The organism is Caldicellulosiruptor obsidiansis OB47 (genome assembly GCF_000145215.1).
In the GTDB taxonomy this organism is placed as follows: Bacteria; Bacillota; Thermoanaerobacteria; order Caldicellulosiruptorales; family Caldicellulosiruptoraceae; genus Caldicellulosiruptor; species Caldicellulosiruptor obsidiansis.
In genome coordinates this window covers 1,374,151-1,398,593 of the sequence record NC_014392.1, presented here as the reverse complement: position 1 = coordinate 1,398,593, position 24,443 = coordinate 1,374,151, and the positions used below count along the sequence as shown (strand labels likewise).

23 protein-coding genes are annotated in these 24,443 nt (G+C 36.5%); 22 read left to right on the top strand and 1 reads right to left on the bottom strand.

Annotated features, from left to right (window positions below; all coding sequences use genetic code 11):
- The first annotated feature begins 58 nt into the window (after positions 1-58).
- On the top strand, positions 59-1,180 hold the full coding sequence (locus COB47_RS06440; RefSeq protein WP_013290568.1) for a D-alanyl-D-alanine carboxypeptidase family protein: 1,122 nt from the start codon (positions 59-61) through the stop codon (positions 1,178-1,180).
- Positions 1,181-1,226: 46 nt separating this feature from the next.
- Here the strand turns inward: COB47_RS06440 and COB47_RS06435 are convergent, their stop codons facing one another.
- Positions 1,227-1,457: an HPr family phosphocarrier protein gene (locus tag COB47_RS06435; RefSeq protein ID WP_013290567.1), complete on the bottom strand. Its 231-nt coding sequence runs from the start codon at positions 1,455-1,457 to the stop codon at positions 1,227-1,229.
- 202 nt (positions 1,458-1,659) lie between these two features.
- Here COB47_RS06435 and mtaB point away from each other — a divergent pair, with 202 nt between their 5' ends.
- The 21 genes from mtaB (at position 1,660) to mreC (ending at position 23,998) form a co-directional block, all read left to right on the top strand.
- Positions 1,660-2,961, top strand: coding sequence for a tRNA (N(6)-L-threonylcarbamoyladenosine(37)-C(2))-methylthiotransferase MtaB (gene mtaB / locus COB47_RS06430; RefSeq protein ID WP_013290566.1), 1,302 nt, complete (start codon positions 1,660-1,662; stop codon positions 2,959-2,961).
- Positions 2,962-2,989: 28 nt separating this feature from the next.
- Complete coding sequence (pheS, locus tag COB47_RS06425; RefSeq protein WP_013290565.1) at positions 2,990-4,012, top strand: phenylalanine--tRNA ligase subunit alpha; 1,023 nt, start codon at positions 2,990-2,992, stop codon at positions 4,010-4,012.
- A gap of 28 nt (positions 4,013-4,040) precedes the next feature.
- The gene (gene pheT / locus COB47_RS06420; protein WP_013290564.1) at positions 4,041-6,416 is read left to right on the top strand and encodes a phenylalanine--tRNA ligase subunit beta; all 2,376 of its coding nucleotides are present in this window, start codon (positions 4,041-4,043) and stop codon (positions 6,414-6,416) included.
- Between the two features lie 8 nt (positions 6,417-6,424).
- Positions 6,425-8,569: an ATP-dependent helicase gene (locus COB47_RS06415; protein WP_013290563.1), complete on the top strand. Its 2,145-nt coding sequence runs from the start codon at positions 6,425-6,427 to the stop codon at positions 8,567-8,569.
- 7 nt (positions 8,570-8,576) lie between these two features.
- The gene (locus tag COB47_RS06410) at positions 8,577-9,023 is read left to right on the top strand and encodes a divergent PAP2 family protein (protein ID WP_041742750.1); all 447 of its coding nucleotides are present in this window, start codon (positions 8,577-8,579) and stop codon (positions 9,021-9,023) included.
- 720 nt (positions 9,024-9,743) lie between these two features.
- The gene (locus tag COB47_RS06400; RefSeq protein ID WP_013290561.1) at positions 9,744-10,295 is read left to right on the top strand and encodes a hypothetical protein; all 552 of its coding nucleotides are present in this window, start codon (positions 9,744-9,746) and stop codon (positions 10,293-10,295) included.
- A gap of 18 nt (positions 10,296-10,313) precedes the next feature.
- On the top strand, positions 10,314-12,164 hold the full coding sequence (dxs, locus tag COB47_RS06395) for a 1-deoxy-D-xylulose-5-phosphate synthase (RefSeq protein ID WP_013290560.1): 1,851 nt from the start codon (positions 10,314-10,316) through the stop codon (positions 12,162-12,164).
- Positions 12,161-12,970, top strand: coding sequence for a TlyA family RNA methyltransferase (locus tag COB47_RS06390; protein WP_013290559.1), 810 nt, complete (start codon positions 12,161-12,163; stop codon positions 12,968-12,970). Before dxs ends, COB47_RS06390 begins: the two co-directional genes overlap by 4 nt.
- 20 nt (positions 12,971-12,990) lie before the next feature.
- Entirely contained in the window at positions 12,991-13,344 is a 354-nt protein-coding gene (locus tag COB47_RS06385) for a hypothetical protein (RefSeq protein ID WP_013290558.1), read from the top strand.
- A 5-nt stretch (positions 13,345-13,349) separates the two neighbouring features.
- On the top strand, positions 13,350-13,769 hold the full coding sequence (locus tag COB47_RS06380) for an ATP-binding protein (protein ID WP_013290557.1): 420 nt from the start codon (positions 13,350-13,352) through the stop codon (positions 13,767-13,769).
- 32 nt (positions 13,770-13,801) lie between these two features.
- Entirely contained in the window at positions 13,802-15,133 is a 1,332-nt protein-coding gene (locus COB47_RS06375; protein ID WP_013290556.1) for a [Fe-Fe] hydrogenase large subunit C-terminal domain-containing protein, read from the top strand.
- Positions 15,133-15,483 (top strand): DRTGG domain-containing protein, encoded by a 351-nt coding sequence (locus COB47_RS06370; RefSeq protein WP_013290555.1) that lies wholly within the window; start codon positions 15,133-15,135, stop codon positions 15,481-15,483. The genes COB47_RS06375 and COB47_RS06370 overlap by 1 nt, the downstream gene beginning before the upstream one ends.
- Positions 15,467-16,168 (top strand): PHP domain-containing protein, encoded by a 702-nt coding sequence (locus tag COB47_RS06365; protein ID WP_013290554.1) that lies wholly within the window; start codon positions 15,467-15,469, stop codon positions 16,166-16,168. Before COB47_RS06370 ends, COB47_RS06365 begins: the two co-directional genes overlap by 17 nt.
- A gap of 108 nt (positions 16,169-16,276) precedes the next feature.
- Complete coding sequence (gene nuoE / locus COB47_RS06360) at positions 16,277-16,759, top strand: NADH-quinone oxidoreductase subunit NuoE (RefSeq protein WP_013290553.1); 483 nt, start codon at positions 16,277-16,279, stop codon at positions 16,757-16,759.
- Positions 16,760-16,801: 42 nt separating this feature from the next.
- The gene (locus tag COB47_RS06355; protein ID WP_013290552.1) at positions 16,802-17,359 is read left to right on the top strand and encodes an ATP-binding protein; all 558 of its coding nucleotides are present in this window, start codon (positions 16,802-16,804) and stop codon (positions 17,357-17,359) included.
- A complete protein-coding gene (locus COB47_RS06350) occupies positions 17,356-17,745 on the top strand; it encodes a (2Fe-2S) ferredoxin domain-containing protein (protein ID WP_013290551.1) in 390 nt (129 codons plus the stop codon). Before COB47_RS06355 ends, COB47_RS06350 begins: the two co-directional genes overlap by 4 nt.
- A 17-nt stretch (positions 17,746-17,762) precedes the next feature.
- Positions 17,763-19,559: an NADH-quinone oxidoreductase subunit NuoF gene (gene nuoF / locus COB47_RS06345; RefSeq protein ID WP_013290550.1), complete on the top strand. Its 1,797-nt coding sequence runs from the start codon at positions 17,763-17,765 to the stop codon at positions 19,557-19,559.
- Between the two features lie 19 nt (positions 19,560-19,578).
- Entirely contained in the window at positions 19,579-21,318 is a 1,740-nt protein-coding gene (locus COB47_RS06340; protein ID WP_013290549.1) for an NADH-dependent [FeFe] hydrogenase, group A6, read from the top strand.
- A gap of 181 nt (positions 21,319-21,499) precedes the next feature.
- Positions 21,500-22,099, top strand: a complete 600-nt coding sequence (locus tag COB47_RS06335; protein WP_041742747.1) for a Maf family protein — start codon at positions 21,500-21,502, stop codon at positions 22,097-22,099.
- The gene (locus tag COB47_RS06330; protein ID WP_013290547.1) at positions 22,099-23,130 is read left to right on the top strand and encodes a rod shape-determining protein; all 1,032 of its coding nucleotides are present in this window, start codon (positions 22,099-22,101) and stop codon (positions 23,128-23,130) included. Before COB47_RS06335 ends, COB47_RS06330 begins: the two co-directional genes overlap by 1 nt.
- Before the next feature lie 16 nt (positions 23,131-23,146).
- On the top strand, positions 23,147-23,998 hold the full coding sequence (mreC, locus tag COB47_RS06325) for a rod shape-determining protein MreC (RefSeq protein WP_013290546.1): 852 nt from the start codon (positions 23,147-23,149) through the stop codon (positions 23,996-23,998).
- Positions 23,999-24,443: the final 445 nt, after the last annotated feature.

The following is a 24,443-nucleotide window of genomic DNA, read 5'->3' as shown; positions in this document are numbered from 1 at the left end:
TGGAGGTACATATGCCCTCACATCAGTGGGTATACTAATGGATGTGGGGGTGCTCTTTTTGAAAGTAAGGGTATTTACTTTGATATTTCTGCTGATAGTAAGCACAGAACTTGCTAAGATATGCTATGCAAATGAAAAGAACTTGCCACAGGTAAGTAGCAAGTCTGCCATAGCCATTGAATGGATGACAGGAAAAATTCTTTTTAAAAAAAACGAGGATTTGAAACTTCCAATGGCAAGTACTACAAAAATAATGACGGCAATTTTGGTGTTAGAAAACTGTGATGTAAACAAAGAAATTGAAATTCCTCCGCAGGCTGTAGGAGTTCCAGGCTCATCTATGTACCTCGAAAAAGGAGAAAAACTGAAAATAATAGACCTTCTATACGGACTTATGCTTTCTTCTGGAAATGATGCTGCTGTAGCCTTGGCAATAGTAACAGCCGGTGATGTAAAAAAATTTGTTAATCTTATGAACAAGAAAGCAAAAGAGCTTGGACTTTCAAATACCGTATTTTCATCACCGCATGGCTTAGAACAAGGTCAGCACTATACAACAGCTCATGACCTGGCACTTCTCACAGCATATGCTATGAAAAATCCCATTTTTCGGCAGATTGTAAAGACCACAGAAAAAGAAGTACCATGGACAACAAGGCCTTACAATCGAATACTAAGAAACAAAAACAAGATGTTAAGATTATATCCGGGGGCTGAAGGTGTAAAGACTGGATTTACAAAAAAGGCTGGTAGGTGTCTTGTCACTTCTGCTTGCAGAGATGATTTTAGAGTCATATGCGTGGTTTTAAATGCTCAGGATATGTGGAATGATACGCGAAAGATTCTTGACTATTCTTACCGTAATTTTAAAGTGTTAAAACTCCCACCAGGCGAGATAGGTTATGTAAAGGTTAATAATGGGAAAATGGGTTGGGTAAAAGTAGGAACAACACATCAAAAATACTGGGTGGTGGACTCAGATTGTTTCCCGAAAATAGATATGCTGATGCAGCCGCTAGATGCCCCTGTTGAGAAAAACAAGGTAATTGGGATGTTGAATGTGTATCTCAAAAGTGAAAAAGAAATTGTTCCAATTGTTACTTTACAAGAGTGTGCCAGGAAATCCTTATGGGATAGAATGAGAGAGAGGTTATTTGGGAAAAGAATGAGACAAAAATAAATTTAGCGTGGACTTAAATCCACGCTAAATTTATTTATTTTTATTTTTATTTTTCCATAAACGGTTCAAGCTCTTTGAGCAAATCATCGCAGTTGTCTGAATGAATTTCTACCTTGATAGGTTTGCTGAGGTCCAAGCTAAATATTCCCATGATGGATTTGGCATCAACAACATACCTTCCTGATGTAAGATCGATGTCAAATGGATATTTGCTAACAATGTTGACAAAGTTCTTAACAGCGTCAATTGTGTTCAGCTTTACTGTTACTGTTTTCATTTTAAATTCCTCCCTTCACAACAAAAATAATGCTTATTATTTATCATATCATGTTTATGAGGCTTAAATCAATTAACTCCTTACACATTTTCTATACCCTTTTTTCATAGAAAAATAACAATTGAAGATAAATTTTTAGCTCTTCACTAATTGGCTGCTAAATATTATAATATAACTTAAATGTGGAGGTGAACAAATTAAATTGAGGATTGCCTTTTATACACTTGGATGTAAGGTGAACCAGTATGAAACCCAAGCAGTGGCTGAACTTTTTAAAGAAAGCGGGTTTGAAATTGTCGACTTTGACAGCAAGGCAGATGTGTACGTGATAAATACATGTACGGTTACCAACATGAGCGATAGAAAGTCAAGACAGGCAATAAAAAAGGCTAAAAAACTTTCTCCGGAAAGTATCGTAGTTGTAATGGGATGCTATCCTCAAGTGTATCCCCATGAGGTTGAGAAAATAAGAGATATAGATATTATAATTGGAACTAAAGATAGACAAAAAATTGTTGATTATGTTAAAGAATATTTGGATAACAAAAAGAAAATTGTAGCAATAGATGAAGGATATAAAAGGGAATCATTTGAAGAACTCAAAATATCAGAATTTAATGAGCGCAGCCGAGCTTTCATAAAGATAGAAGAAGGTTGTGACCAGTTTTGTTCTTATTGTATAATTCCATATGCAAGGGGGGCAGTTAGAAGCAGAAGTTTAGAGAGTATTGAAGAGGAAGTTAGAAGACTTGTTTCAAATGGATATAAAGAATTTGTTATAACAGGAATTAACATCTCAGCTTATGGGAAGGATTTAGACGGGAAGATAACCTTGATAGATGTAATTGAGAGAATAAATGAGATTGAAGGGGTCAAGAGGATTAGACTAAGTTCTCTTGAACCACTTATCATGAGCGAACAGTTTATAAGTAGGCTATTGAGTTTTGATAAGCTGTGCCATCATTTGCATCTTTCCCTTCAAAGTGGCAGTGACAAAATATTGAAACTTATGAACAGGCATTACACTACAGCACAGTACCAAGGTATAGTAGAGAGAATAAAAGAAAAATGGGATGATGTAGCGTTCACCACTGATATTATAGTGGGTTTTCCGGGTGAAACAGAGGAAGATTTCAATGACACTGTAAAGTTTGTTCAGGAGATAGGTTTTTCACGAATTCATGTTTTTAGATTTTCGCCAAAAAAAGGTACTAAAGCCTATGATATGCCAAATCAAATAGATAGCAAAGAAAAAGAACGGCGAAGCAAAGTAATGAAAGAAGTGGCAGCGAACCTTTCATATCAATTTCACAGAAAGTTTGTTGGCAAGTGGTTAGAGGTTTTAATTGAACAAGATTCTGATTTTGATGGATATTATGAAGGGTATTCAGGAAATTATATCCGTACGTTAGTAAGGAAAAGTCATATGATAGTACCTGGTGAAATTTACAAGGTTAAGATTACACAGGCTTATGAACAATATGTCAAAGGAGAAATAATCTAATAAAAATACAAAAAGGTGGTGTGTAATATTGAACGCTGATATAGCAAATTTAAAAAACCAATGTGTGGAAGAACTATCAAAAATCAAAAATTTGCAAGAACTTGAAGATTTTCAGATCAAATATTTAGGTAAAAAAGGCATTTTGAAAAGTAAACTGAAAGAGCTTTCTTCACTTGAACCAGAAATTCGCGCTCAAATGGGAAAAGAACTAAATAGTCTGAGAGAGTACATTGAGGAAAACATCGCTAACTTGCGAAAAAGGTTTTTAGAGGAAGAAAAGCAAAGAAGGATACAAAGTGAACGCATTGACGTTACTATACCGGGGAAAAGAGTGGAGATAGGAGCTATTCACATCCTCTCTCAGGTTCAAAATGAAATAGCTGAAATTTTTATGAACATGGGATATGAAATTGCAGAAGGACCGGAGATAGAACTTGATTATTACAACTTTGAAGCACTGAATATCCCTGCTGATCATCCTGCAAGAGATACTCAAGATACTTTTTATATTTCCGATGATGTACTTTTGAGAACGCATACCTCCCCTGTTCAGATCAGGGTCATGAAAAGCAAAAAACCTCCAATTAAGATAATTTCTCCTGGAAGGGTGTACAGGTCGGACGAGGTAGATAGCACACACTCTCCTATTTTTCATCAGATAGAAGGTCTATTTGTTGATAAAGGGGTTACAATGGCTGATTTGAAAGGGACACTTGAAGTGTTTGCAAAGAGGTTTTTCGGCAAAGAAACAATGGTCAGGTTCAGACCACATCATTTTCCGTTTACTGAGCCGTCGGCCGAGGTTGATATTTCGTGTATCTTCTGTGGTGGGAAAGGGTGTAGAACATGTAAGGGTGAGGGTTGGATAGAAATCTTAGGTGCAGGAATGGTTCACAGAAAAGTTCTTTTGAACTGTGGAATTGATCCCGACATATACACTGGTTTTGCTTTTGGTATGGGAGTTGAGAGAATAGCACTTTTGAGATATGAGATTGAAGATATCAGACTCTTTTATGAAAATGATCTAAGATTTTTGAAACAGTTCAGATAAAAACTTAATACAAAAGGAGTGAAAAGTATTGAAGGTTTCATTGGAATGGCTAAAAAGTTTTGTTGATATAGAATGTTCGGTAGAAGAGCTTGTTGACAAGCTTACTATGAGTGGAACAAAAGTAGAGGGGTATGAAAAAAGACTTGAAAATATTAAGAATGTAGTGGTGGGTAAAGTTTTAGAAATCTCTTTGCATCCTCATAACCAAAATCTTTTTGTTTGCAACGTTGATACAAAAGATAAAATCCTGACCATAATCACTGCAGCAAAGAACGTAAAAGTAGGTTCATATGTTCCTGTGGCAAAGCCAGGAGCCGTTTTGGCAAATGGTAAAACAATTGATGTTCTTGAGTTCAAGGGAATAGTATCGGAAGGAATGTTGTGTTCGTTGGAGGAGCTTGGGCTTACCCGCGGTGAGTTTTCATATGCTGATGAGAATGGCATATTTATCCTTGAAGGTATGAATGACAGCTTGATAGGAATTGATATAAAAACTGCACTGGGAATAGATGATGTAATAATTGATTTTGAAATAACCTCAAATAGGCCTGACTGTTTGAGTGTTTTGGGTATTGCAAGGGAAATAGCTGCTATTTTAAACAAACCGCTGAAATTTCCAAGCATGAATTTCAAAGAGACTGATGAACCAGTAAAAAATTATTTGGACAGTATTGAAATCAAGGACAAAAAGATTTGTAGAAGATATATGGGAAGGGTAATAAAAAACGTAAAAATTGAGGAGTCACCTCTGTGGCTAAGAAGAAGACTTGTAGCTTGCGGTGTAAGACCAATAAATAATATTGTCGACGTGACAAATTATGTAATGCTTGAGATGGGGCAGCCTCTTCACGCGTTTGACCTCGACAAGATTTGTGGCAGGAACGTTTTTGTAAGACTTGCAAGCGACGGCGAAAAGATTGTAACTCTTGATGGTGTGGAGAGGGTTTTGCGATCATCTGATATTGTTATTGCAGATGAAAAAAGGGCTATAGCAGTTGCAGGCGTGATGGGTGGTTTAGATACTGAGGTTGATGAGAATACCACACTTGTACTTTTAGAATCTGCAACTTTTAATCCTGCAATGATAAGAAGAACAGCACGATATTTAGGGCTTAGAACAGAGGCTTCAAACAGGTTTGAAAAAGGTTTGAGCCCCTACTTTGCAGAGGTTGCAATTCAAAGAGCATGTGCTCTCATTGAGCAAATAGGAGCAGGCGAAGTTGTAAAAGGGACTGTGGATACGTACGTTGACCCATGGCAGCAAGTGGAAGTAAAAGCTGATTTTTCATATATACAGAAGCTTCTTGGTCTTAGGATTGAAAAAGATGAAGTGGTGAATATTCTTAACAGACTTGAAATAAAATATGATGAAGAAAAAGAGGTATTTATAATACCACCTTTTAGGACTGATATTGAAGATATGGCCGATATCTCTGAAGAGGTAATAAGAATATATGGCTATGATAAACTGCCTTCAAGGGTTTTCATGGGGAATGCCATATCTTCTGGACTTACTCAAAAGCAAAGAATGGTAAATAATATAAAGAATTTTCTTGCCAATAGTGGTTATTATGAGATTTATTCATATTCTTTTGAATCGCCAAAGGTTTATGAGGTTTTAAAAGGGTATAACTTGGACGATGCAGTCAAGATTTTAAATCCGCTTGGTGAGGATTTTTCGGTTATGCGAATGCAGCTTTTGTCTTCCATATTAAAAACAGTTTATCTCAATATATCGCGAAATATAAAAGATGTGAAAGTATTTGAGCTATCTACAGTATTCAAAAAGTCAGACGAAAAACTTCCGGAAGAAAAACTTGTTTTGGCAATAGGAAGTTCGGCTCAGGATTTTTATTCTGTCAAAGGAGTACTTGAAAATCTCTTTGATATGCTGAGAATCAAAGAAGTCAGATTTTCATCAGAACATCAAAATCTAAATTTGCATCCAACACGTTCAGCAAAGATTTATACCGACGACCAGTTGCTCTTAGGTTATATTGGAGAAGTCCATCCTGATATATTGGAGAGGTTTGACATACCTGCAAGAGTTGTATATGCCGAGGTTTATATAGATGAGCTGCTTGAGGCAGAGAAGAAAGAGAAGAGATATACTCAACTTCCCAAATATCCCGCAGTTGAGAGGGACTATGCATTTGTTGTGCCAGACGATGTAGAAAGCAGGGTAATTGAAGAAATCTTCAAGAAATATAGCTCTGATATTTTAGAAGAGTTTCATCTGTTTGATGTATACAAAGGACAACAAATAAAGCCGGGTTTTAAAAGCTATGCTTATAAAGCAATCTTTAGATCAAAGTCAAAAACACTTTCAGATAGTGATATTAATCAGGTTCAAGAGAAGATCTTAGATGAGCTAAAAAATTACAATATAAGTTTGCGGGAGTAGAAAGAGACATGGAATGGTTAAAAGAACTAAATGACCAGCAGAAAGAGGCGGTTCTTTCAACAGAAGGGCCGCTTTTAGTATTGGCTGGTGCAGGTTCAGGGAAAACTCGTGTCATAACATATAGGATAGCATATATATTGAATATGGGGTTAGCAAATCCGGGCAATATTCTTGCAATTACTTTTACAAACAAAGCTGCTGATGAGATGAAAGAAAGGATAAAAAGGCTTGTTAACACCCAGTCATTTTCAGAGATGTGGGTGTCTACTTTTCACGCTGCATGTGCAAGGATTTTGAGAATGGAAGCTCATAATATAGGATTTTCAAACAACTTTGTAATATTTGATACACAGGATAAAAACCAGCTTTTGAAAGAGTGTTTTGACAAGCTAAACATCGACACAGAGAGGCTTGATATCAGATATGTATCAAGGCAGATTAGCAATTTCAAAAATCAGTTAATTGGACCTTCTGATGTATACAGATACGGTGAGGTTGATGGTCGTGTTGTTGATGTGTATAAACTTTACAATAAACTTTTGAGAGAATACAACGCATTTGACTTTGACGACCTTCTGTATTATACTGTAGTTCTTTTCGAGACAAACCCTGATATTCTGGAAAAGTATCAAAACAAGTTTAAATATATCTTGGTAGATGAGTACCAGGACACTAATCACGCTCAGTTTTATTTTATTTATTTACTTTCACAGAAACACAGAAATATCTGTGTTGTCGGTGATGACGACCAGAGTATATACAGTTTCAGAGGCGCAAATATAAAAAATATTTTGGAATTTGAAAAGATGTTTAGCGAGGCCAAGGTGATAAAATTAGAAAAAAACTACAGGTCTACAAAGACAATACTCTCAGCTGCAAATGAGGTTATAAAAAACAATTACTACAGAAAATCTAAAAAGCTGTGGACAGACAACATTGATGGTGAAAAGATTTTTCTATATTCAGCTTTTGATGAAATGAATGAAGCAGAGTTTGTTGCATCAAGCGTGAAGAACCTCATTGGAAGCGGACTTTCACCATCCGAAATAGGAGTCCTTTACAGGACAAATGCTCAGTCTGTAAACTTTGAGAATGCACTTTCGGCTTATTCTGTACCATATAAAGTTGTAGGTGCTTTGCGATTTTATGAAAGAAAAGAAATAAAAGATATTATTGCTTATTTGAGACTCATTACAAATCCGCATGACGATTTGAGTCTATTTAGGATTATCAATGTTCCCCGAAGAGGAATTGGGAACAGCACCTTAGAGAAAATAAAAGTTTTGAGTGAAGAGTATGGCGTTTCAGCGTATACAGTTTTACTCGAGCGAGCAAAATTTGATTTTGACAAAAAGACATATGAAAAGCTAAATAGCTTTGTATCTCTGATAGAAGAGTTGAAAGCTGAGTCGGAAAATTTGTCTGTAAGTCAGACCATTAAACTTGTGCTTGACAGGACGGGGTATTTAGAAAGTTTGCTCAGTAGCAAAAGTGAAGAGGAGTTTCAAAGGGCCAAGAATATTGAACAGCTTATAAGCGCTGCAGCTATTTTTGAAGAAGAAAATGAGGAGCCTACTATGCAAAACTTTTTAAACTCTATTACTTTGAACTCTGAAGAGGAAGATACTCAAAAAGAAGAAAAAGTTTCGCTTATGACAGTTCATGCTGCAAAAGGATTGGAATTTGAAGTTGTCTTCCTTACAGGGTTGGAAGAAGGACTGTTTCCACTTGTTAGGGCAGAAGAACCTCTTGAGGCTGAAAAGGAACTTGAAGAGGAAAGAAGACTGTGTTATGTAGCAATTACAAGAGCCAAAAAGCTTCTTGTTCTGACATATGCTAACAATCGAAGAGTATTTGGCAGGTTTTCTTCACGTCAAAAATCATGTTTCATTGAGGAGATTCCTCAAAGATACATTCAAACTGTTTACAGGCCTATTACTAAAATTCACCAAACATTTTCTGCCGGGATTAATCGAGCTGAAGATGCTTCTATCAGCAATCTACAAGTTGGAAACAAGGTCCAGCATGGCAAGTTTGGAGTTGGGAAGGTTATTTGGCTTTCAGACGATATGAAAGAGGTAGTAGTAGAGTTTGAAGAGATTGGTCAGAAGAGGTTGCTTCTGTCCTATGCAAATCTTAAAAGGATTGGTTGAGGGAAAGATGAAAGAGGTTGTGTTAGAGATTTTAAAGAATAAGGCGCTTGAGGTTGGTGTTGTCAGCTGGTTTGCTGCACAGTTTTTAAAAATTGTGATAGCATTTATCATGACACGAAAAATTGACCTTAAATGGTTCATAAGCTCTGGGGGGATGCCAAGTTCTCATTCAGCGTTTGCATGTGGGCTTTCAACTGCTGTGGGACTAATAGATGGTTTTAGTTCCACCAATTTCGCTATATCATTAACATTTACGTTAATTGTGATGTACGATGCGGCAGGAGTAAGAAGAGAGGCTGGAAAACAGGCACAGACTTTGAACGAGATAATTGAGATGTATCTTTCACCACATTACAAGCCTCAATATAAACTAAAAGAGCTCATAGGACACAAACCTACAGAGGTCTTTGCAGGAGCTGTAGTTGGAATATTAATTGCCACAATAATGATTTGAAGCAAAACAAAAGCTGTGATATAATATTATTCTGAAAACTAAATAATCAAGAACGTTAAAATGGGATAGGGTGATGCAGTATCCTAGTCAGAGTGGCTGCTTTCGAAGGCGGGCCTAAAAATCCGCCAAAGGGCACACCGATGAAGTTCCTGGTTTCGGCTTCTGACGCCCAGTCAGGGGTTGGAGCTGGGAGTAAGGGTTAAGGGAGTCCTGCAACGGCATGCAGGATGCAACCCTTTTCCCGTGGAGGCTAACGCACAAAAAGACAAAACTTTTTGTGCGTTAGTAAAACCTACCGCCAGGTGCGTCCTTTTTGAGAAAGGATGTGCTTGGGGTAGTGTAGCCTGCCTTGAGCGGAATAGACGGATGGCCGAATTTCTGGCCTTCCTAAAAATAGGGCCCGTTTTTAGGAAGGTCTTGAGGCCTGAAATCTATTTCGCAAAAGAGGCTAGAAAGCATGCCCTCTGTCGAGGAAAGCTCCTAGGCTGTGCCAAGTATTTGGCTTTACGAAGGGGATTAAAGTGCGGACTAAGTGGCGATCTGGTTGTGTGTTGGGCAACCGCACACCCAAACTTTTAAAGGGAAACCGCCTCCTGGCGACGGGAGGTAAGTTTGGGGGAAATCCTACCAGACCTTAAGCCGCAAAATTTACCCTTCGTAAAATCACCCTATCCCAATAAATTTATATATTTTTCAAAAGTGTGTTTTGGGAGATGAAAAATGAAAAATAAGAAAAAAATGCAGAATAAAAAAAGAGAATATTTCAAATGGACACTAATATTGTTTATTTTATCGTTTTTACTGTCGGCTACTCTAAACTACATTTCAAGCTATGTATCAGAAAGATTACCTGTGACAATTTCATTCATACTTTTATTTTGTATAATTTTATTAGGAATAATCTTTGACATAATTGGGATTGCTACAACCGCAGCTGATGAGGTTCCTTTTCACGCAATGGCTGCAAAGAAAGTAAAAGGTGCAAAGGTGAGTGTATGGCTCATAAAAAATGCAAGCAAAGTATCTTCTATTTGCAACGATGTTATAGGAGATATATGCGGAATATTGAGTGGAGCACTTTCTGCAAGTATTGTATTTTATATATCAAAAAATAGCAAAGCCAATCCCATTCTTCTTTCAATACTTTTGACTGCAATGGTTGCTGCTATAACAATATCTGGCAAATCAATTGGAAAATATTTTGCAATCAAAAAGAGTAATGAAATTGTAAAAATAAGCGGAAAGATTCTTGGAATATTTCTAAAAATGTAGTTTGGGAAGTGAGAGGTATTGGGTATATTAGAAAAGGTAAACTATCCTGAAGATATAAAAAGATTGAGTATATCCGAACTCTATAAACTTGCCGAAGAAATAAGAGAATTTCTGTTATATAACATTGCCAATACAGGTGGACATTTGGCAGCAAATTTAGGGGTTGTTGAACTGACTCTTGCTTTGCTAAAAGTATTTGACCCACCAAAAGATAAAATTGTGTGGGATGTAGGGCATCAGTGTTATGTTTACAAGATATTGACAGGGCGAAAACAAAAATTTAATACTTTAAGAAAATTTGGTGGTTTGAGCGGTTTTCCAAAATCAAAAGAGAGTATTTTTGATGCATTTGATACTGGTCACAGTTCTACTTCTATTTCTGTTGCACTGGGATTTGCAGTTGCGCGCGATCTTGAAAATGAGCACTATAATGTAATTGCAGTAATAGGAGATGGAGCTTTAACTGGAGGACTTGCATATGAAGGACTCAATAATGCCGGCAGGTACAATGGAAAGCTTCTTGTCATTTTGAATGACAACGACATGTCAATCTCCAAAAATGTTGGTGCGATTGCAAAATATCTATCAAAGGTACGAACAAAACCACGTTATTTTAAATTGAAAAAAGCTGCTGATAGCTTGGTAGAAGGAATACCAGTTATTGGCAAAAATCTTAGCAGGTTTGTAAGAAAAGTAAAAGGGAGTTTAAAATACTTTTTCTTTCCTGGAACTTTGTTTGAAGCGCTTGGATTTGAATATTATGGACCTATTGATGGTCATGACATAGAAAGACTTTGTGAAGTATTTGAAAGTGTTAAGGATTTTGAAAGACCTGTTTTGGTTCATGTGGTTACACAAAAGGGGAGAGGATATGAACATGCTGAAAGATTTCCAGAAAAATTCCATGGTGTTCCGCCATTTGACATAGAAACAGGAAATCATCTGTCTGACAATACTTCAAAGACATTTTCTGAGGTTTTGGGTGATAAACTTTGCGAGCTTGCCAAGAATAATCCGAAGATATTAGCAATCACCGCTGCAATGCCAGATGGTACTGGTCTTAGCAGGTTTGCAAAGATGTATCCTCAAAGGTTTTTTGACGTTGGAATAGCAGAAGAACATGCGGTTACTTTTGCAGGTGCTCTTGCGAAAGAGGGATTTAAACCGTTTGTTGCCATATATTCAACCTTCCTACAAAGAGCTTTTGACCAGATTATTCATGATGTGTGTCTTCAAAATTTGAATGTGGTCTTCTGTGTAGACAGGGCAGGTCTTGTTGGCGAAGATGGAGAGACGCACCATGGAAGTTTTGATATATCGTATTTGAGCCTAATTCCTAACTTAACATTGATGGTGCCAAAGGATACAAAAGAATTTGAAATGATGATAGAATTTGCAGCTTTCTATCAGGACGGACCTATTGCGATAAGATATCCGCGCGGAAGCTGCAAACAGGTAGGTCTTTATGATGAAATTAAACTTTCTGAACCAGAGATATTAAAAGAAGGAAAATACCTAGCCATATTTTCTATTGGAAGACATGTTTCAATGTTGTATGATATTATTAGCAAAAACAAGTTGGATGTAACACTGGTAAATGTAAGATTTATAAAACCCTTAAATACTGAGATTATAAAAAGAATACTTGCTGTACACCCGAAAATTCTAATTGTAGAGGACAATAGTGTTATCGGTGGACTTGGTGAAAAAATAAAAAGTGTTATAGCTGAAGGAAAATCAGCAAAGATTAAGCACATAGCTATACCTGATAGATTTATTCCTCATGGTTCAATTTCTCAGCTTTATTCCATGCTTGGGATGGATAGAGAAAACTTAACAAGAGTAATTATGGAGTTGATAGAAAGTTGAAAAAAAGGGCTGATATACTCCTTGTTGAAAAAGGACTGGCAGCATCACGTGAAAAGGCAAGAGCATTAATTTTGAGTGGCAACGTTTATGTGAATAATCAAAAGATAGAAAAGGCAGGAGAGATGATAGATGAAAGCAGCCAGATAATAATAAAAGAACCACTAAAATATGTTAGCAGAGGCGGCCTTAAACTTGAAAAAGCTTTAGAGTTTTTTCAGATTGACGTTGAAGGTAAGATTGCCCTTGACATTGGTGCTTCAACAGGAGGTTTTACAGACTGTTTGCTCCAACATGGCGCTAAAAAGGTCTATTGTGTGGATGTTGGGTATGGTCAGCTTGCATGGAAGTTGAGAGAAGACCCGAGAGTAGTAAATTTTGAAAAGACTAATTTTAGGTACTTTGATAGAAAAAGTATTCAGGATAGGATTGATATTATAGTATGCGATGTCTCTTTTATTTCTTTGAACCTAATTTCAGAAAAAATAAAAGAGTTTATGGAAAATGGTACAGAAGGCGTTTTGCTGATAAAACCCCAGTTTGAAGCGGGAAGAAAGGAGGTTGGAAAAAGAGGAGTTGTAAAGTCTAAAGATACTCATAAAAGTGTGATCAAAAAGGTAATTGATCACTATTTTTCAGTTGGAATCTCAATTAATGGTCTGACATATTCGCCAATCACAGGACCAGAGGGAAATATAGAATATCTTCTCTATATTAAAATGGGGGAAGAAGCAAAAAATTGTGTGAATGATATGTCAATAGAAGAAATTGTCAATCAGGCGTTTGAAGTATTAGGTGAGAAAAAGTAAAAATTTGGGGGTTATTTGTTATGAAATTAACAAAGATCAAGGAACTTTTAAACTGCAAGGTTTATTTCGAGCTGGAAGAACTATGTAGCGAAGAATTTTTAAATGCATGTGGTTCTGATCTTATGAGCGACGTTTTGGCATTTGTAAAAGAGAAGGTGATTTTATTGACAGGTCTTGTAAATCCTCAAGTGATAAGGACTGCAGAGATGATGGATATAAAAGCTGTAATAATTGTTCGGGGCAAACAGCCATCCGAAGAAATGTTAAAACTTGCAAGGGAGAAATGCATAGCTCTTCTTGGAACGGATTATCCTATGTTTCAAGCATGTGGAATACTCTATGAAAACGGACTTGGGAAAGAAGGGTGTTGCTAAGAAAGATGCTGCTTGAGCTGGAATTTGAAATTGAGCCGGGCAATTTTATATTAGCTGGTGAAGCTTCTTCTAAGATTAAAGAAACTTTAAAAAAACTTGGGGTAAAACCAGAGATACTAAAAAAAGTTGCAATTGTCTCTTATGAAGCTGAAATGAATATTGTTATACATTCTATTGGGGGTATTTTAAAAGCCATAATTTCAAAGGACAAGATTGAAATAATAGCTCAAGACAGTGGACCGGGTATTGAAAACATTGAGCTTGCCATGAAAGAAGGATATTCCACTGCTCCGGAAGAGATAAGAAACTTGGGATTTGGAGCCGGTATGGGTTTACCGAACATGAAGAAGTACTCAGATTATTTTGAGATTGACTCGCAAAAAGGCAAAGGTACGAAGGTATATATGATCATTTACAATAAATGACCATTTTTAAAATGTGGGGAAGTGAACTATAAATGAAAAATTTGCATTCTATAATGCTTGACAAAGATAAGTGTAAAGGGTGTACAAACTGTATTAAAAGATGCCCAACTGAAGCCATTAGAGTACGAAACTCAAAAGCAAGGATTATTGATCAGAGATGTATAGACTGCGGAGAATGTATAAGAACATGTCCATACCATGCAAAATATGCTGTAACAAATAGTTTGGAAGAAATAAAAAAATTTGATTATAAAATTGCTCTACCTGCACCTTCGTTTTACGCCCAATTTGAAGTAGACAATGTAAATAAGTTACTGTATGCTTTGCTTGAACTGGGATTTGATGATGTGTTTGAGGTAGCAAAAGCAGCTGAAATAGTAACCCACTTCACAAAGCAGTTTATTTTATCTGAGAAAAACAAAAAACCAATAATTTCTTCTGCATGTCCGGCAGTTGTCAGGCTTATCCAGACAAAATTTCCAGACCTTATAGAGAATATCCTGCCAATCGCCTCACCTATGGAAGTTGCTGCTTACATTGCTAAAAAAAGAATACAAAAAGAAAAAGGAATTGAAGAAGATAAAATAGGAGCTTTTTTTATCTCTCCATGTGCGGCAAAGATGACATATGTAAACAGACCATTAGGATTTAGTCGTTCGTACGTAGATGGAGTAATAGCAATAAAAGATATTTATGGACTTGTAAGAAGCAAGCTAAGAGAGATAAAAGATATAAAACATCTTTCAATTGCCTCGGGCAAAGGTATTGGTTGGGCAGCATCAGGCGGTGAAAGTTTGGCGTTGGAAATTGAAGAGTATGTAAATGTAGATGGTATTCACAATGTAGTAAAAGTTTTAGAAGAGATTGAAAATGGCAGACTCAAGGATATTGTATATTTTGAAGGTCTTGCTTGCAGCGGTGGGTGTGTAGGAGGACCGCTTACAGTGGAAAATCCGTATGTTGCTAAAAATCGTATTAAAAGATTGTCTTCCAAATTAAAAGACAAAGAAGAGAGTTTTTCATCGTGGACAGAGGAGATTATTAATAGTTTTTCTCTCAAGCTTGAGGATGTTCTTTTTGAAAAAGAATTAGAAACAAACCCCGTCCTTGAACTTGACTCTGATATTGAGAGAGCTATGGAAAAGTTTGAAAAGTTAAATAATATCCTTAGTATGTTGCCGGGTTTGGACTGTGGGGCTTGTGGTTCACCTACATGCAAAACTCTTGCTGAGGATATAGTGCGTGGTTTTGCGAATGACACAGACTGTATCTTTATTCTCAGAGAAAACATAAAAGAACTTGCAAACAAGATGGTTGAGCTTTCAAATAAACTACCACCATCACTTGAAAGGAATGATGAATAGTGCCAAGCATTTTGGATTTAGGCAGGTATTTTGAATTGGCAAATGGGATTGTAAAGGATGAGCAATATGAAAATGTGTACATTGGAGATGTTTTGAGTTTCGCAATATCGCATATTAAGGACAACAGTATCTGGATTACCATTCAAAACAATGTGAATGTGGTTGCCATAGCAACTCTCAGAGAAGTGAAAGCAATAATTTTGACAGAAGGAGTAAAACCCGATTCTGATATGCTTAAAAAATCAATAGAGCAGCAAATTCCAATTTTTACAACAGAACTTTCACATTTTGAAACAGCAAGGCTGCTGATTCTTAAAGAAAAGGGAGATAAAAATGAAGCTTTATTATGACCTTCATATTCATTCGTTGCTTTCTCCGTGTGCAGACAATGATATGACCCCGCATAATATAATAAATATGGCTAAGTTAAAGGGCTTAGATGTTATATCTGTAACAGACCATAACTGCACCTTGAACCTTGAAAGTTTTTTAGAAGTGGCAAACTTGCTTGACATTTTGTTTATACCTGGAGTTGAGATAGAAACAGAAGAGGAGATTCATGTTTTGCTGTATTTTAAGCACAAAGATGTTTGTATTATAAGAGAATTTCAGGGCATTATTGAAAAGCATCTACCTTTTATAAAGCTCAGAGAAGATATTTATGGGAATCAGTACACTGTTGATAACCAGGACAATGTAATTGGAAGCTATGAAAAACTTCTTCTTCAACCACTTTCACTGAGCTTAAAAGAAGTTTATGATATTTCCAAATTTTATAATATGATTTTTGTCCCCGCCCATATAAACAGACAGTCTTTTGGTATAATTGGAAGGCTTGGTTTTTTGCCTGAAGAGCTAACTGATTTGACCTTTTTTGAGGTTTCAAAGATTGCTGAAATAGAATTTACCAAATTTCTTCCTCAAAATAAAAACTACTTCTTCTTACACTCATCAGATGCCCATCATCTGGGGGAGATAAACGAAAGAGAGTTTTTTATTGAAAGTGATATACTGTATACAATATTTTTCGATTAAATTCTCCAAAATTTATACTTCATTTATAATCCTTTGTATGTTACAATATTAACAGTAGTTTTAACTCAGTATGTTAAATTTCTAACAATAGAAGGGGGATGTAGATTTATGTCTTGTTGCCAAGGTAAGAATTTGACTGAAGAGAATTTTAGAAAGCTTGATGAGATTATTGAAAAAAATAAATCAAGAAGAGGGGCTTTAATTCCAGTTTTGCATGAAGCACAAGAACTTTTTGGATACCTGCCATATGAGGTTCAAAAAAGAATAGCAGAAGGACTCAATATACCCATGGCAGAGGTTTATGGTGTTGCGACATTTTATACAAGGTTTACCTTAAAGCCAACAGGGGACCATAAGATAAGTGTGTGCATGGGTACAGCTTGCTATGTTAAAGGTGCAGACAAGATTTTGGATAAGTTAAAAGAAATTTTAAAGATTGATGTAGGGGAAACAACAGAAGATGGGAAATTTTCAATTGAGGCAACTAGATGTTTGGGAGCTTGCGGACTGGCACCGGTTGTTGTGATTGACAATACTGTGTATGGCAAATTGAGTGTAGATGATGTTGAAAATATCTTGTCAAGATATTAACTTAACAAATTGACAATGGTGAGAAAATATAAGGTGATGTAATTGAACGAACTTTCGCTTTATATTCTTGACCTTGTGCAAAATTCGATAGAAGCAGGTGCAAGTTTGGTTAAAATTAAGATTGCCGAAGATTTAAAAGAGGATCTTTTTACCATTACAATAGAGGATAACGGCAGAGGAATTCCACAGGATGTTATTGATAAAGTGACAGACCCTTTTTACACCACAAGAAAAACGCGAAAAGTAGGACTTGGGCTTTCTTTAGCAAAACAACTTGCAATGGACTGTGAAGGAAGCTTTACTATTGAAAGGCTTGAAAAAGGCACTAAAATAGTGTTTAAGATGAAACATTCTCATATAGACAGACCTCCTCTTGGAAACATAACCGAGACCTTACTTGCACTTATAACCGGAACACCAGATGTGAATTTTAAGTTTTGTTACAAAAAAGACCGAAACGAGTTTACTTTTGACACAAGAAGCATCCGAGATATTTTGGGTGATGATATTCCTTTAAATACTCTGAGTGTACTTGACTTTATTCGAAGCCAGTTAGAAAGTGGCTTATCAAATTTAAATGGAGGTGTAAATGATAAATGATTAAATCTATTCAAGAACTTGAAGAAATAAGAAAAAAGGCGTTAGAAGAGCTTGAGTTCAGAAAACAGCAAGGCGAAGGTATAAGAGTTGTTGTTGGAATGGCAACATGTGGAATAGCAGCAGGTGCAAGACCTGTTATGCTCAAGTTTGTTGAAGAAATTCAAAAAAGAAATTTAAAAAATATAACTGTGGTTCAAACAGGATGTATAGGACTTTGCAAATATGAACCAATTGTTGAAGTATATGAACCTAACAAAGAAAAAGTTACTTATGTTAAGATGACACCTGAAAAGGTCACAAGGATTGTTGCAGAACATTTGGTCAACGGGAAGCCAGTTTATGAGTATACAATTGGCTACGAAGAAAATAGTGAGGCAAATAAATAAAAGGAGGGAAGATTAATATGCCATTGTATAGATCGCATGTTCTTGTGTGTGGTGGGACAGGTTGTACATCAGGTGGGTCAGATAAAATATATGATGCATTTCTAAAAGAAATTGAAGCTCAAAATCTAAAGGATGAGGTTCAGGTAATTCGTACAGGTTGTTTTGGTCTTTGCGCAGAAGGTCCAATTGTGATTGTTTATCCAGAAGGAGCTTTTTACAGCAAGGTTGCAGACTCTGATGTAAAAGAGATTGTTGAAGAGCATCTTTTAAAAGGAAGAATAGTAAAAAGACTTTTGTATAAAGAGTCAGTAGAAGAAGGTCAGATTAAATCGTTAAATGAGGTCAAATTCTATAAAAAACAGATGCGAATTGCTCTTAGAAACTGTGGTCTTATAAATCCAGAAAATATTGAAGAATATATCGCATATGATGGATACAAGGCTTTGGCAAAAGTTCTTACAGAGATGACACCTGAACAAGTGATTGACTGGGTTAAAAGGTCTGGTCTTAGAGGAAGAGGTGGCGGTGGATTTCCAACAGGACTCAAATGGGAGTTCGCAGCAAAAGCTCCAGGTGATGTTAAGTATGTTGTTTGCAATGCAGATGAAGGTGATCCAGGTGCATATATGGACAGAAGTATCTTGGAAGGCGATCCGCATTCTGTGATTGAAGCGATGGCTATCGCTGGGTATGCAATTGGTTCAAAGCAAGGTTATGTGTATGTCAGAGCAGAGTATCCTCTGGCAGTAAAAAGACTGGAGATTGCAATAAATCAAGCAAGAGAATACGGGCTTTTAGGCAAGAATATCTTGGGTACAGACTTTGAATTTGATATTGAGATAAGGCTTGGTGCTGGTGCATTTGTTTGTGGTGAGGAAACAGCACTGATGACATCAATTGAAGGACACAGAGGAGAACCACGACCAAGACCACCATTCCCAGCTGTAAAAGGATTGTGGGGAAAACCTACTTTGCTTAATAACGTTGAGACATACGCAAATATTCCAGTAATAATTCTAAAGGGTCCAGAGTGGTTTGCATCAATTGGAACAGAGAAGAGCAAAGGGACAAAAGTTTTTGCACTTGTTGGAAAGGTTAACAATACAGGACTTATTGAAGTTCCAATGGGAACAACTGTAAGAGAAATAGTTGAGGATATTGGTGGCGGAATCCCTGGCGGTAAGAAATTCAAAGCAGTACAAACAGGTGGACCGTCAGGTGGATGTATTCCAGCATCGCTTATGGACACGCCAATTGATTTTGACTCTTTAACAGCACTTGGTACAATGATGGGTTCTGGCGGAATGATCGTGATGGATGAAGACACCTGTATGGTCGATATAGCAAAGTTCTTCTTAGAGTTTACAGTTGATGAGTCATGCGGAAAATGTCCACCGTGTAGAATAGGTACAAGGAGAATGCTCGAAATTTTGCAAAAAATAACAAGCGGAAATGGCACAGAAGAAGACTTGGAAAAGTTAGAAGAACTTGCATATTCAATTAAAGATAGTGCTCTTTGCGGACTTGGTCAGACTGCGCCAAACCCTGTTTTGAGCACGCTGAGATATTTTAGAGATGAATACGAAGCACATGTAAAAGAAAAGAGATGTCCAGCAGGTGCTTGCAAGGCACTGCTCAGGATTGTGATAGACAAAGATCTTTGTAAAGGCTGTGGCATATGCGCTAAGAATTGTCCTGCAAATGCTATCACAGGCCAGATTAAAAAGCCTTTTGAGATTGATCAGAGCAAATGTATCAAATGCGGTGTTTGCATAGAGAAGTGTCCGTTTAAAGCAATCTCCAAGAAGGCATAATCAAGGGAGGGTATGATAAATGGAAATGGTGAATATAACAATAGATGGCAAGAAGATTCAGGTGCCAAAGGATTATACAGTGCTTCAGGCAGCACGCGAAGCAGGAGTTGAGATTCCAACCCTTTGTTATCTTAAAGGTATAAATGAAATTGGTGCTTGCAGAATGTGCGTTGTTGAAGTAAAAGGGGCAAGAAGCTTGCAGGCTGCTTGTGTTTATCCTGTTTCAGAAGGTATGGAAGTTATTACTAACAGTGAAAGAGTAAGAAGAGCAAGAAAGGTCAATCTTGAACTTATTCTTTCGAATCATGACAGGAGCTGTTTGACATGTGTCAGAAGCGGAAACTGTGAACTTCAAAAACTTGCAGAAGATTTAAATGTAAAGCAAATTAGATATGAAGGCGAAAATATAAGAAGACCTCTTGATGATTTTTCACCTTCTGTTGTTAGAGATCCAAACAAATGTATACTTTGTAAGAGATGTATCAATGTATGCAGAAATGTTCAAGAGGTTGGAGTTATCAATGCAAATTATAGGGGTTTTAAGACGGTTGTATCAACTGCATTTGATAGAAGTTTGAATGATGTTGCGTGTACAATGTGCGGGCAATGTATTCAGGCTTGCCCAGTTGGAGCTTTAAGAGAAAAAGACTCAACAGACATTGTATGGAAGGCACTTGCAGATAAGAACAAATATGTTGTGGTTCAAACAGCTCCTGCTGTTAGAGTTGCGCTTGGTGAAGAATTTGGACTTCCAATAGGTACAAGAGTTACTGGTAAGATGGTAACTGCTCTAAAAATGCTTGGATTTGACAAGGTGTTTGATACAGACACAGCTGCAGACCTTACTATTATGGAAGAGGGGACAGAGCTTATCAACAGAATTAAAAACGGTGGTAAGTTACCGTTGATAACCTCATGCTCACCAGGTTGGATTAAGTTCTGTGAACATTATTTCCCAGAATTTTTAGATAATTTGTCTACCTGCAAATCACCACATGAGATGTTTGGTGCTATTTTAAAGACATACTTTGCACAGAAGATGGGAATTGATCCTGCGAACATGTTTGTTGTGTCTGTCATGCCGTGTACTGCTAAGAAATTTGAAGCTCAAAGGGAAGAACTTGCGGCAAGTGGATATCCAGACGTTGACGCAGTATTGACAACAAGAGAACTTGCTAGAATGATAAAAGAAGCGGGGATTGACTTTGTAAACCTGCCAGATAGCCATTTTGATGATCCAATGGGAGATGCAACAGGTGCAGGTGTTATCTTTGGAACAACAGGTGGTGTAATGGAAGCAGCACTGCGAACTGTATACGAGGTGCTTACAGGAAAAACACTTGAAAATGTCGAAATTACTCAAGTTCGTGGTTTTGAAGGAATAAGAGAGGCTGAGATAGATGTTGGTAGTATGAAAATTAAAGCAGCTGTTGCACATGGTCTTTCAAATGCCAAAAAACTTCTCGAGATGGTCAAAAATGGTGAGAAAGAGTATCATTTTATAGAAATTATGGCATGTCCTGGTGGGTGTATAATGGGTGGTGGACAGCCAATTGTTCATGCAAAAGTCAAAGAAAAAGTAGATGTTGCGAAGCTCAGAGCAAGTGCAATATATGATGAGGATAGGTCACTGGTAATAAGAAAGTCTCATGAAAATCCTACTGTAAAAAGATTGTATGAAGAGTTCTTAGGTCATCCAAACAGCGAAAAAGCTCATCATATTCTGCATACACATTATAAGAAAAGACCTCTGTACTGAGCTCAGTCTTAAATCCTTAAGTAAAAGAAGCTGGTTTGTGAGTTTACCAGCTTCTTTTTTTATCAAAAGTTATTTTTTTTGTAACATATTAATGATATAATAGAATATCAGAGAGCTAAGAAAGACTTCACAAAATTCACATTCAAAACACAGTGTATGAAAGGGGTTATGTTTGACAAAATTGAAAAGAGTAATTCTTGCATCCTCATCCCCCCGAAGAATAGAGCTTTTAAAGCAGTTTGGCATTGAGTTTGAAATAATTCCATCAAACGTTGATGAAAGTATAGATCAAAGTCTTTCGGTTGAAGAAAATGTAATGCAGCTTGCTAAAAAGAAAGCTCAAGAGGTTTTTAATAAACTTGGGGAAGATAGTAAACAAAGTTTGGTTATTGCAGCTGACACTGTGGTGTATATTGAAGGACTCATTCTTGGAAAGCCCTCTAATGAGGATGAAGCTTTCTGGATGCTCAGAAAAATAAATGGTAAATGGCACAGTGTTTACACTGGTGTATGTATAATTGACGGGGAATGGGAAAGGATTCTGGCGGAATATGAAAAAACTAATGTTTATATAAAACATATGACTGATGAAGAAATTCTCAGATATATCTCAACAAAAGAGCCTTTTGATAAAGCAGGGGCATATGCAATCCAAGGTTTTGGAAGCTTAATTGTTGAAAGGATAGAGGGCTGTTTTTACAATGTAGTTGGTCTTCCCTTGTACAGGTTAAACATCATGCTACAAAAACTTGGATATGACTTAATGAAAGGAGAGTTGTGATGGGACTTTTAAAGTCACTCTACAGAGATTTGGGGATTGACTTGGGCACTGCAAACACTCTTGTACATTTGCGTGGAAAAGGCATTGTTGTAAATGAACCATCTGTTGTTGCTGTTCAAAAGGATACAGGGAAAATATTGGCAGTAGGAAATGAAGCAAAAGAGATGATTGGCCGAACACCGGGTAATATTGTTGCAATAAGACCATTGAAAGATGGTGTTATTGCTGATTTTTATACAACCCAAGTCATGTTAAAATATTTTATGGAAAAAGCATATAAAAAATCCTTTCTTGGGTTAAGACCAAGAGTTGTAATCTGTGTTCCATCTGGTGTTACAGAAGTTGAAAGAAGGGCTGTGGAAGAGTCGGCTTACAAGGCAGGAGCAAAAGAGGTTTATATAATGGAAGAGCCTATGGCAGCAGCAATTGGTGCGGGACTGCCTGTTGATGAACCGTCTGGCAGTATGGTAGTAGATATTGGTGGTGGCACGTCAGAGGTTGCTGTTATATCACTTGGTGGAATTGTCACTAGTAAATCCCTCAGAGTTGCTGGTGATGAGTTTGATGAAGCAATTTCAAACTATATAAAGAAAGAATACAACTTAATGATAGGGGATAGAACAGCAGAGGAGATAAAAATAAATATTGGGTCTGCCTATCCACTTGAAAAGGAAGAATGGTATGAAATAAAAGGGAGAGACCTTATAACAGGTCTTCCAAAGACTATAAAGGTCTCATCCACAGAAATAAGAGATGCTTTGAAAGAACCTGTTATGGCAATAGTTGATGCAATAAAACAAACTCTTGAAAAAACTCCACCAGAGCTTGCAGCAGACATTATGGAAAGAGGGATTATGCTTACAGGTGGTGGTGCGCTTTTAAAAGGGCTTGACAAACTTATAAGCAAAGAAACTGGTCTTCCTGTTCACATAGCTGATAGACCTCTTGATTGTGTTGCTCTGGGAGCGGGGAAAGCCTTGGAAGAACTTGAAACTTTGCAAAAGGTGATGATCAACAGGAGCTCAAGGTAGTGGAGGATGAAATGTTTTGAAAAGAAATGTTTTGTTAACCATTGTTGTATTTTTAGCATTTTTATTTAGTATCGTTGCCACTGTGATATCGCTCAAAAACTATGATTCAAATATTGTTTCGAGAAAATTAAAAGAAGGGTATATCCCTGCAAATTCTCAAATAGTTAAGATTGTAAGAGATATAAGAGAGTATATAAATGGGATATTTCATCTGAACCAAATTATTGCTGAAAACAAACGATTAAAAGAAGAACTAAGCAAATTAAATAGTGACAAAATTACTATTGAAGAGATAAAGAGTGAAAACGCAAAATTGAAAGAACTTTTAGGTCTCAAAGATCAAATTAAATTATCAGCAAGTTATGAAATTGCCAGAGTTGTTCAGAGATCTCAAGAAGCGTGGTTGAACTATTTTATCATTGACAAAGGGGAAAAAAATGGCGTAAAGAGAAACATGGTTGTTATCAACAACCAAGGATTGATAGGATACATCATAGACACTGGGACAAACTGGGCTAAAGTTATAACAGTACTTGATCCTGACTTTTCGGCATCTGCGATGGTTGTGAGGACGAGGGAGATTGGTGTTGTAAGAGGAAGTGTCAATCTTTTGTCAAAGAGATTATGTGAACTGAGATATATCTCCAAAGATTCAAAAGTAAAACTTAACGATATTGTCATAACTTCAGGGATGGGTGAAATATTTCCCAAGGGAATTGCTATTGGTAAAGTGGTTCAGATAAAGAATGATAAGTTTGAACTGACAAAAAATATTGTGATAGAACCTTTAGTGGATATAGAAAATGTAGAATATGTGATGGTACTAAAACAACTTAAGGATATAAATTTATCGGTAGGTGTTAAGTGAGTTGTTTAAAAACAAACTGATTTTGCATGTACTAAATATTGTATTTATAATTTTTTTTCAAACAGTACTGCAAGAGATTATTCAAGTAAAAGGAAATACTGTATTACTATTTTTACCACTTGTTATTAGTAATGCAATATTTTTTGATTTTTCAGAGGCACTGATAGCTAATTTTTTTGTTGTTTTTGTTTTTTGTTTTTTGTTTACAAATGATTTCTTCTTAAATCTTTTTTTAATAGTAATTCTTGTATTTATTTCAAGTAAATTGAAAGAGAAGGTCTATTTACAAAGAGTTGAGATGTTTTTGTTGTTTCTTTTAATGTACATCCTTACTTTGAACTTATTGGAGTATATTAGTGTGGGGTTGACTTATAAAGAAGTTCCTCTACCCTCAGTATTTTTTAATAATTCTGTTATTCAGTTCATTCTTGACTCAGTATTCGGG

Coding starts and splice junctions, on each gene's coding strand:
- nuoF (WP_013290550.1), top strand. CDS start 17,763: ATGCCATTGTATAGATCGCATGTTCTTGTGTGTGGTGGGACAGGTTGT.
- COB47_RS06350 (WP_013290551.1), top strand. CDS start 17,356: ATGATTAAATCTATTCAAGAACTTGAAGAAATAAGAAAAAAGGCGTTA.
- COB47_RS06385 (WP_013290558.1), top strand. CDS start 12,991: ATGAAATTAACAAAGATCAAGGAACTTTTAAACTGCAAGGTTTATTTC.
- COB47_RS06365 (WP_013290554.1), top strand. CDS start 15,467: ATGAAGCTTTATTATGACCTTCATATTCATTCGTTGCTTTCTCCGTGT.
- COB47_RS06415 (WP_013290563.1), top strand. CDS start 6,425: ATGGAATGGTTAAAAGAACTAAATGACCAGCAGAAAGAGGCGGTTCTT.
- COB47_RS06340 (WP_013290549.1), top strand. CDS start 19,579: ATGGAAATGGTGAATATAACAATAGATGGCAAGAAGATTCAGGTGCCA.
- COB47_RS06330 (WP_013290547.1), top strand. CDS start 22,099: ATGGGACTTTTAAAGTCACTCTACAGAGATTTGGGGATTGACTTGGGC.
- COB47_RS06400 (WP_013290561.1), top strand. CDS start 9,744: ATGAAAAATAAGAAAAAAATGCAGAATAAAAAAAGAGAATATTTCAAA.
- COB47_RS06375 (WP_013290556.1), top strand. CDS start 13,802: ATGAAAAATTTGCATTCTATAATGCTTGACAAAGATAAGTGTAAAGGG.
- COB47_RS06380 (WP_013290557.1), top strand. CDS start 13,350: ATGCTGCTTGAGCTGGAATTTGAAATTGAGCCGGGCAATTTTATATTA.
- nuoE (WP_013290553.1), top strand. CDS start 16,277: ATGTCTTGTTGCCAAGGTAAGAATTTGACTGAAGAGAATTTTAGAAAG.
- COB47_RS06410 (WP_041742750.1), top strand. CDS start 8,577: ATGAAAGAGGTTGTGTTAGAGATTTTAAAGAATAAGGCGCTTGAGGTT.
- COB47_RS06435 (WP_013290567.1), bottom strand. CDS start 1,457: ATGAAAACAGTAACAGTAAAGCTGAACACAATTGACGCTGTTAAGAAC.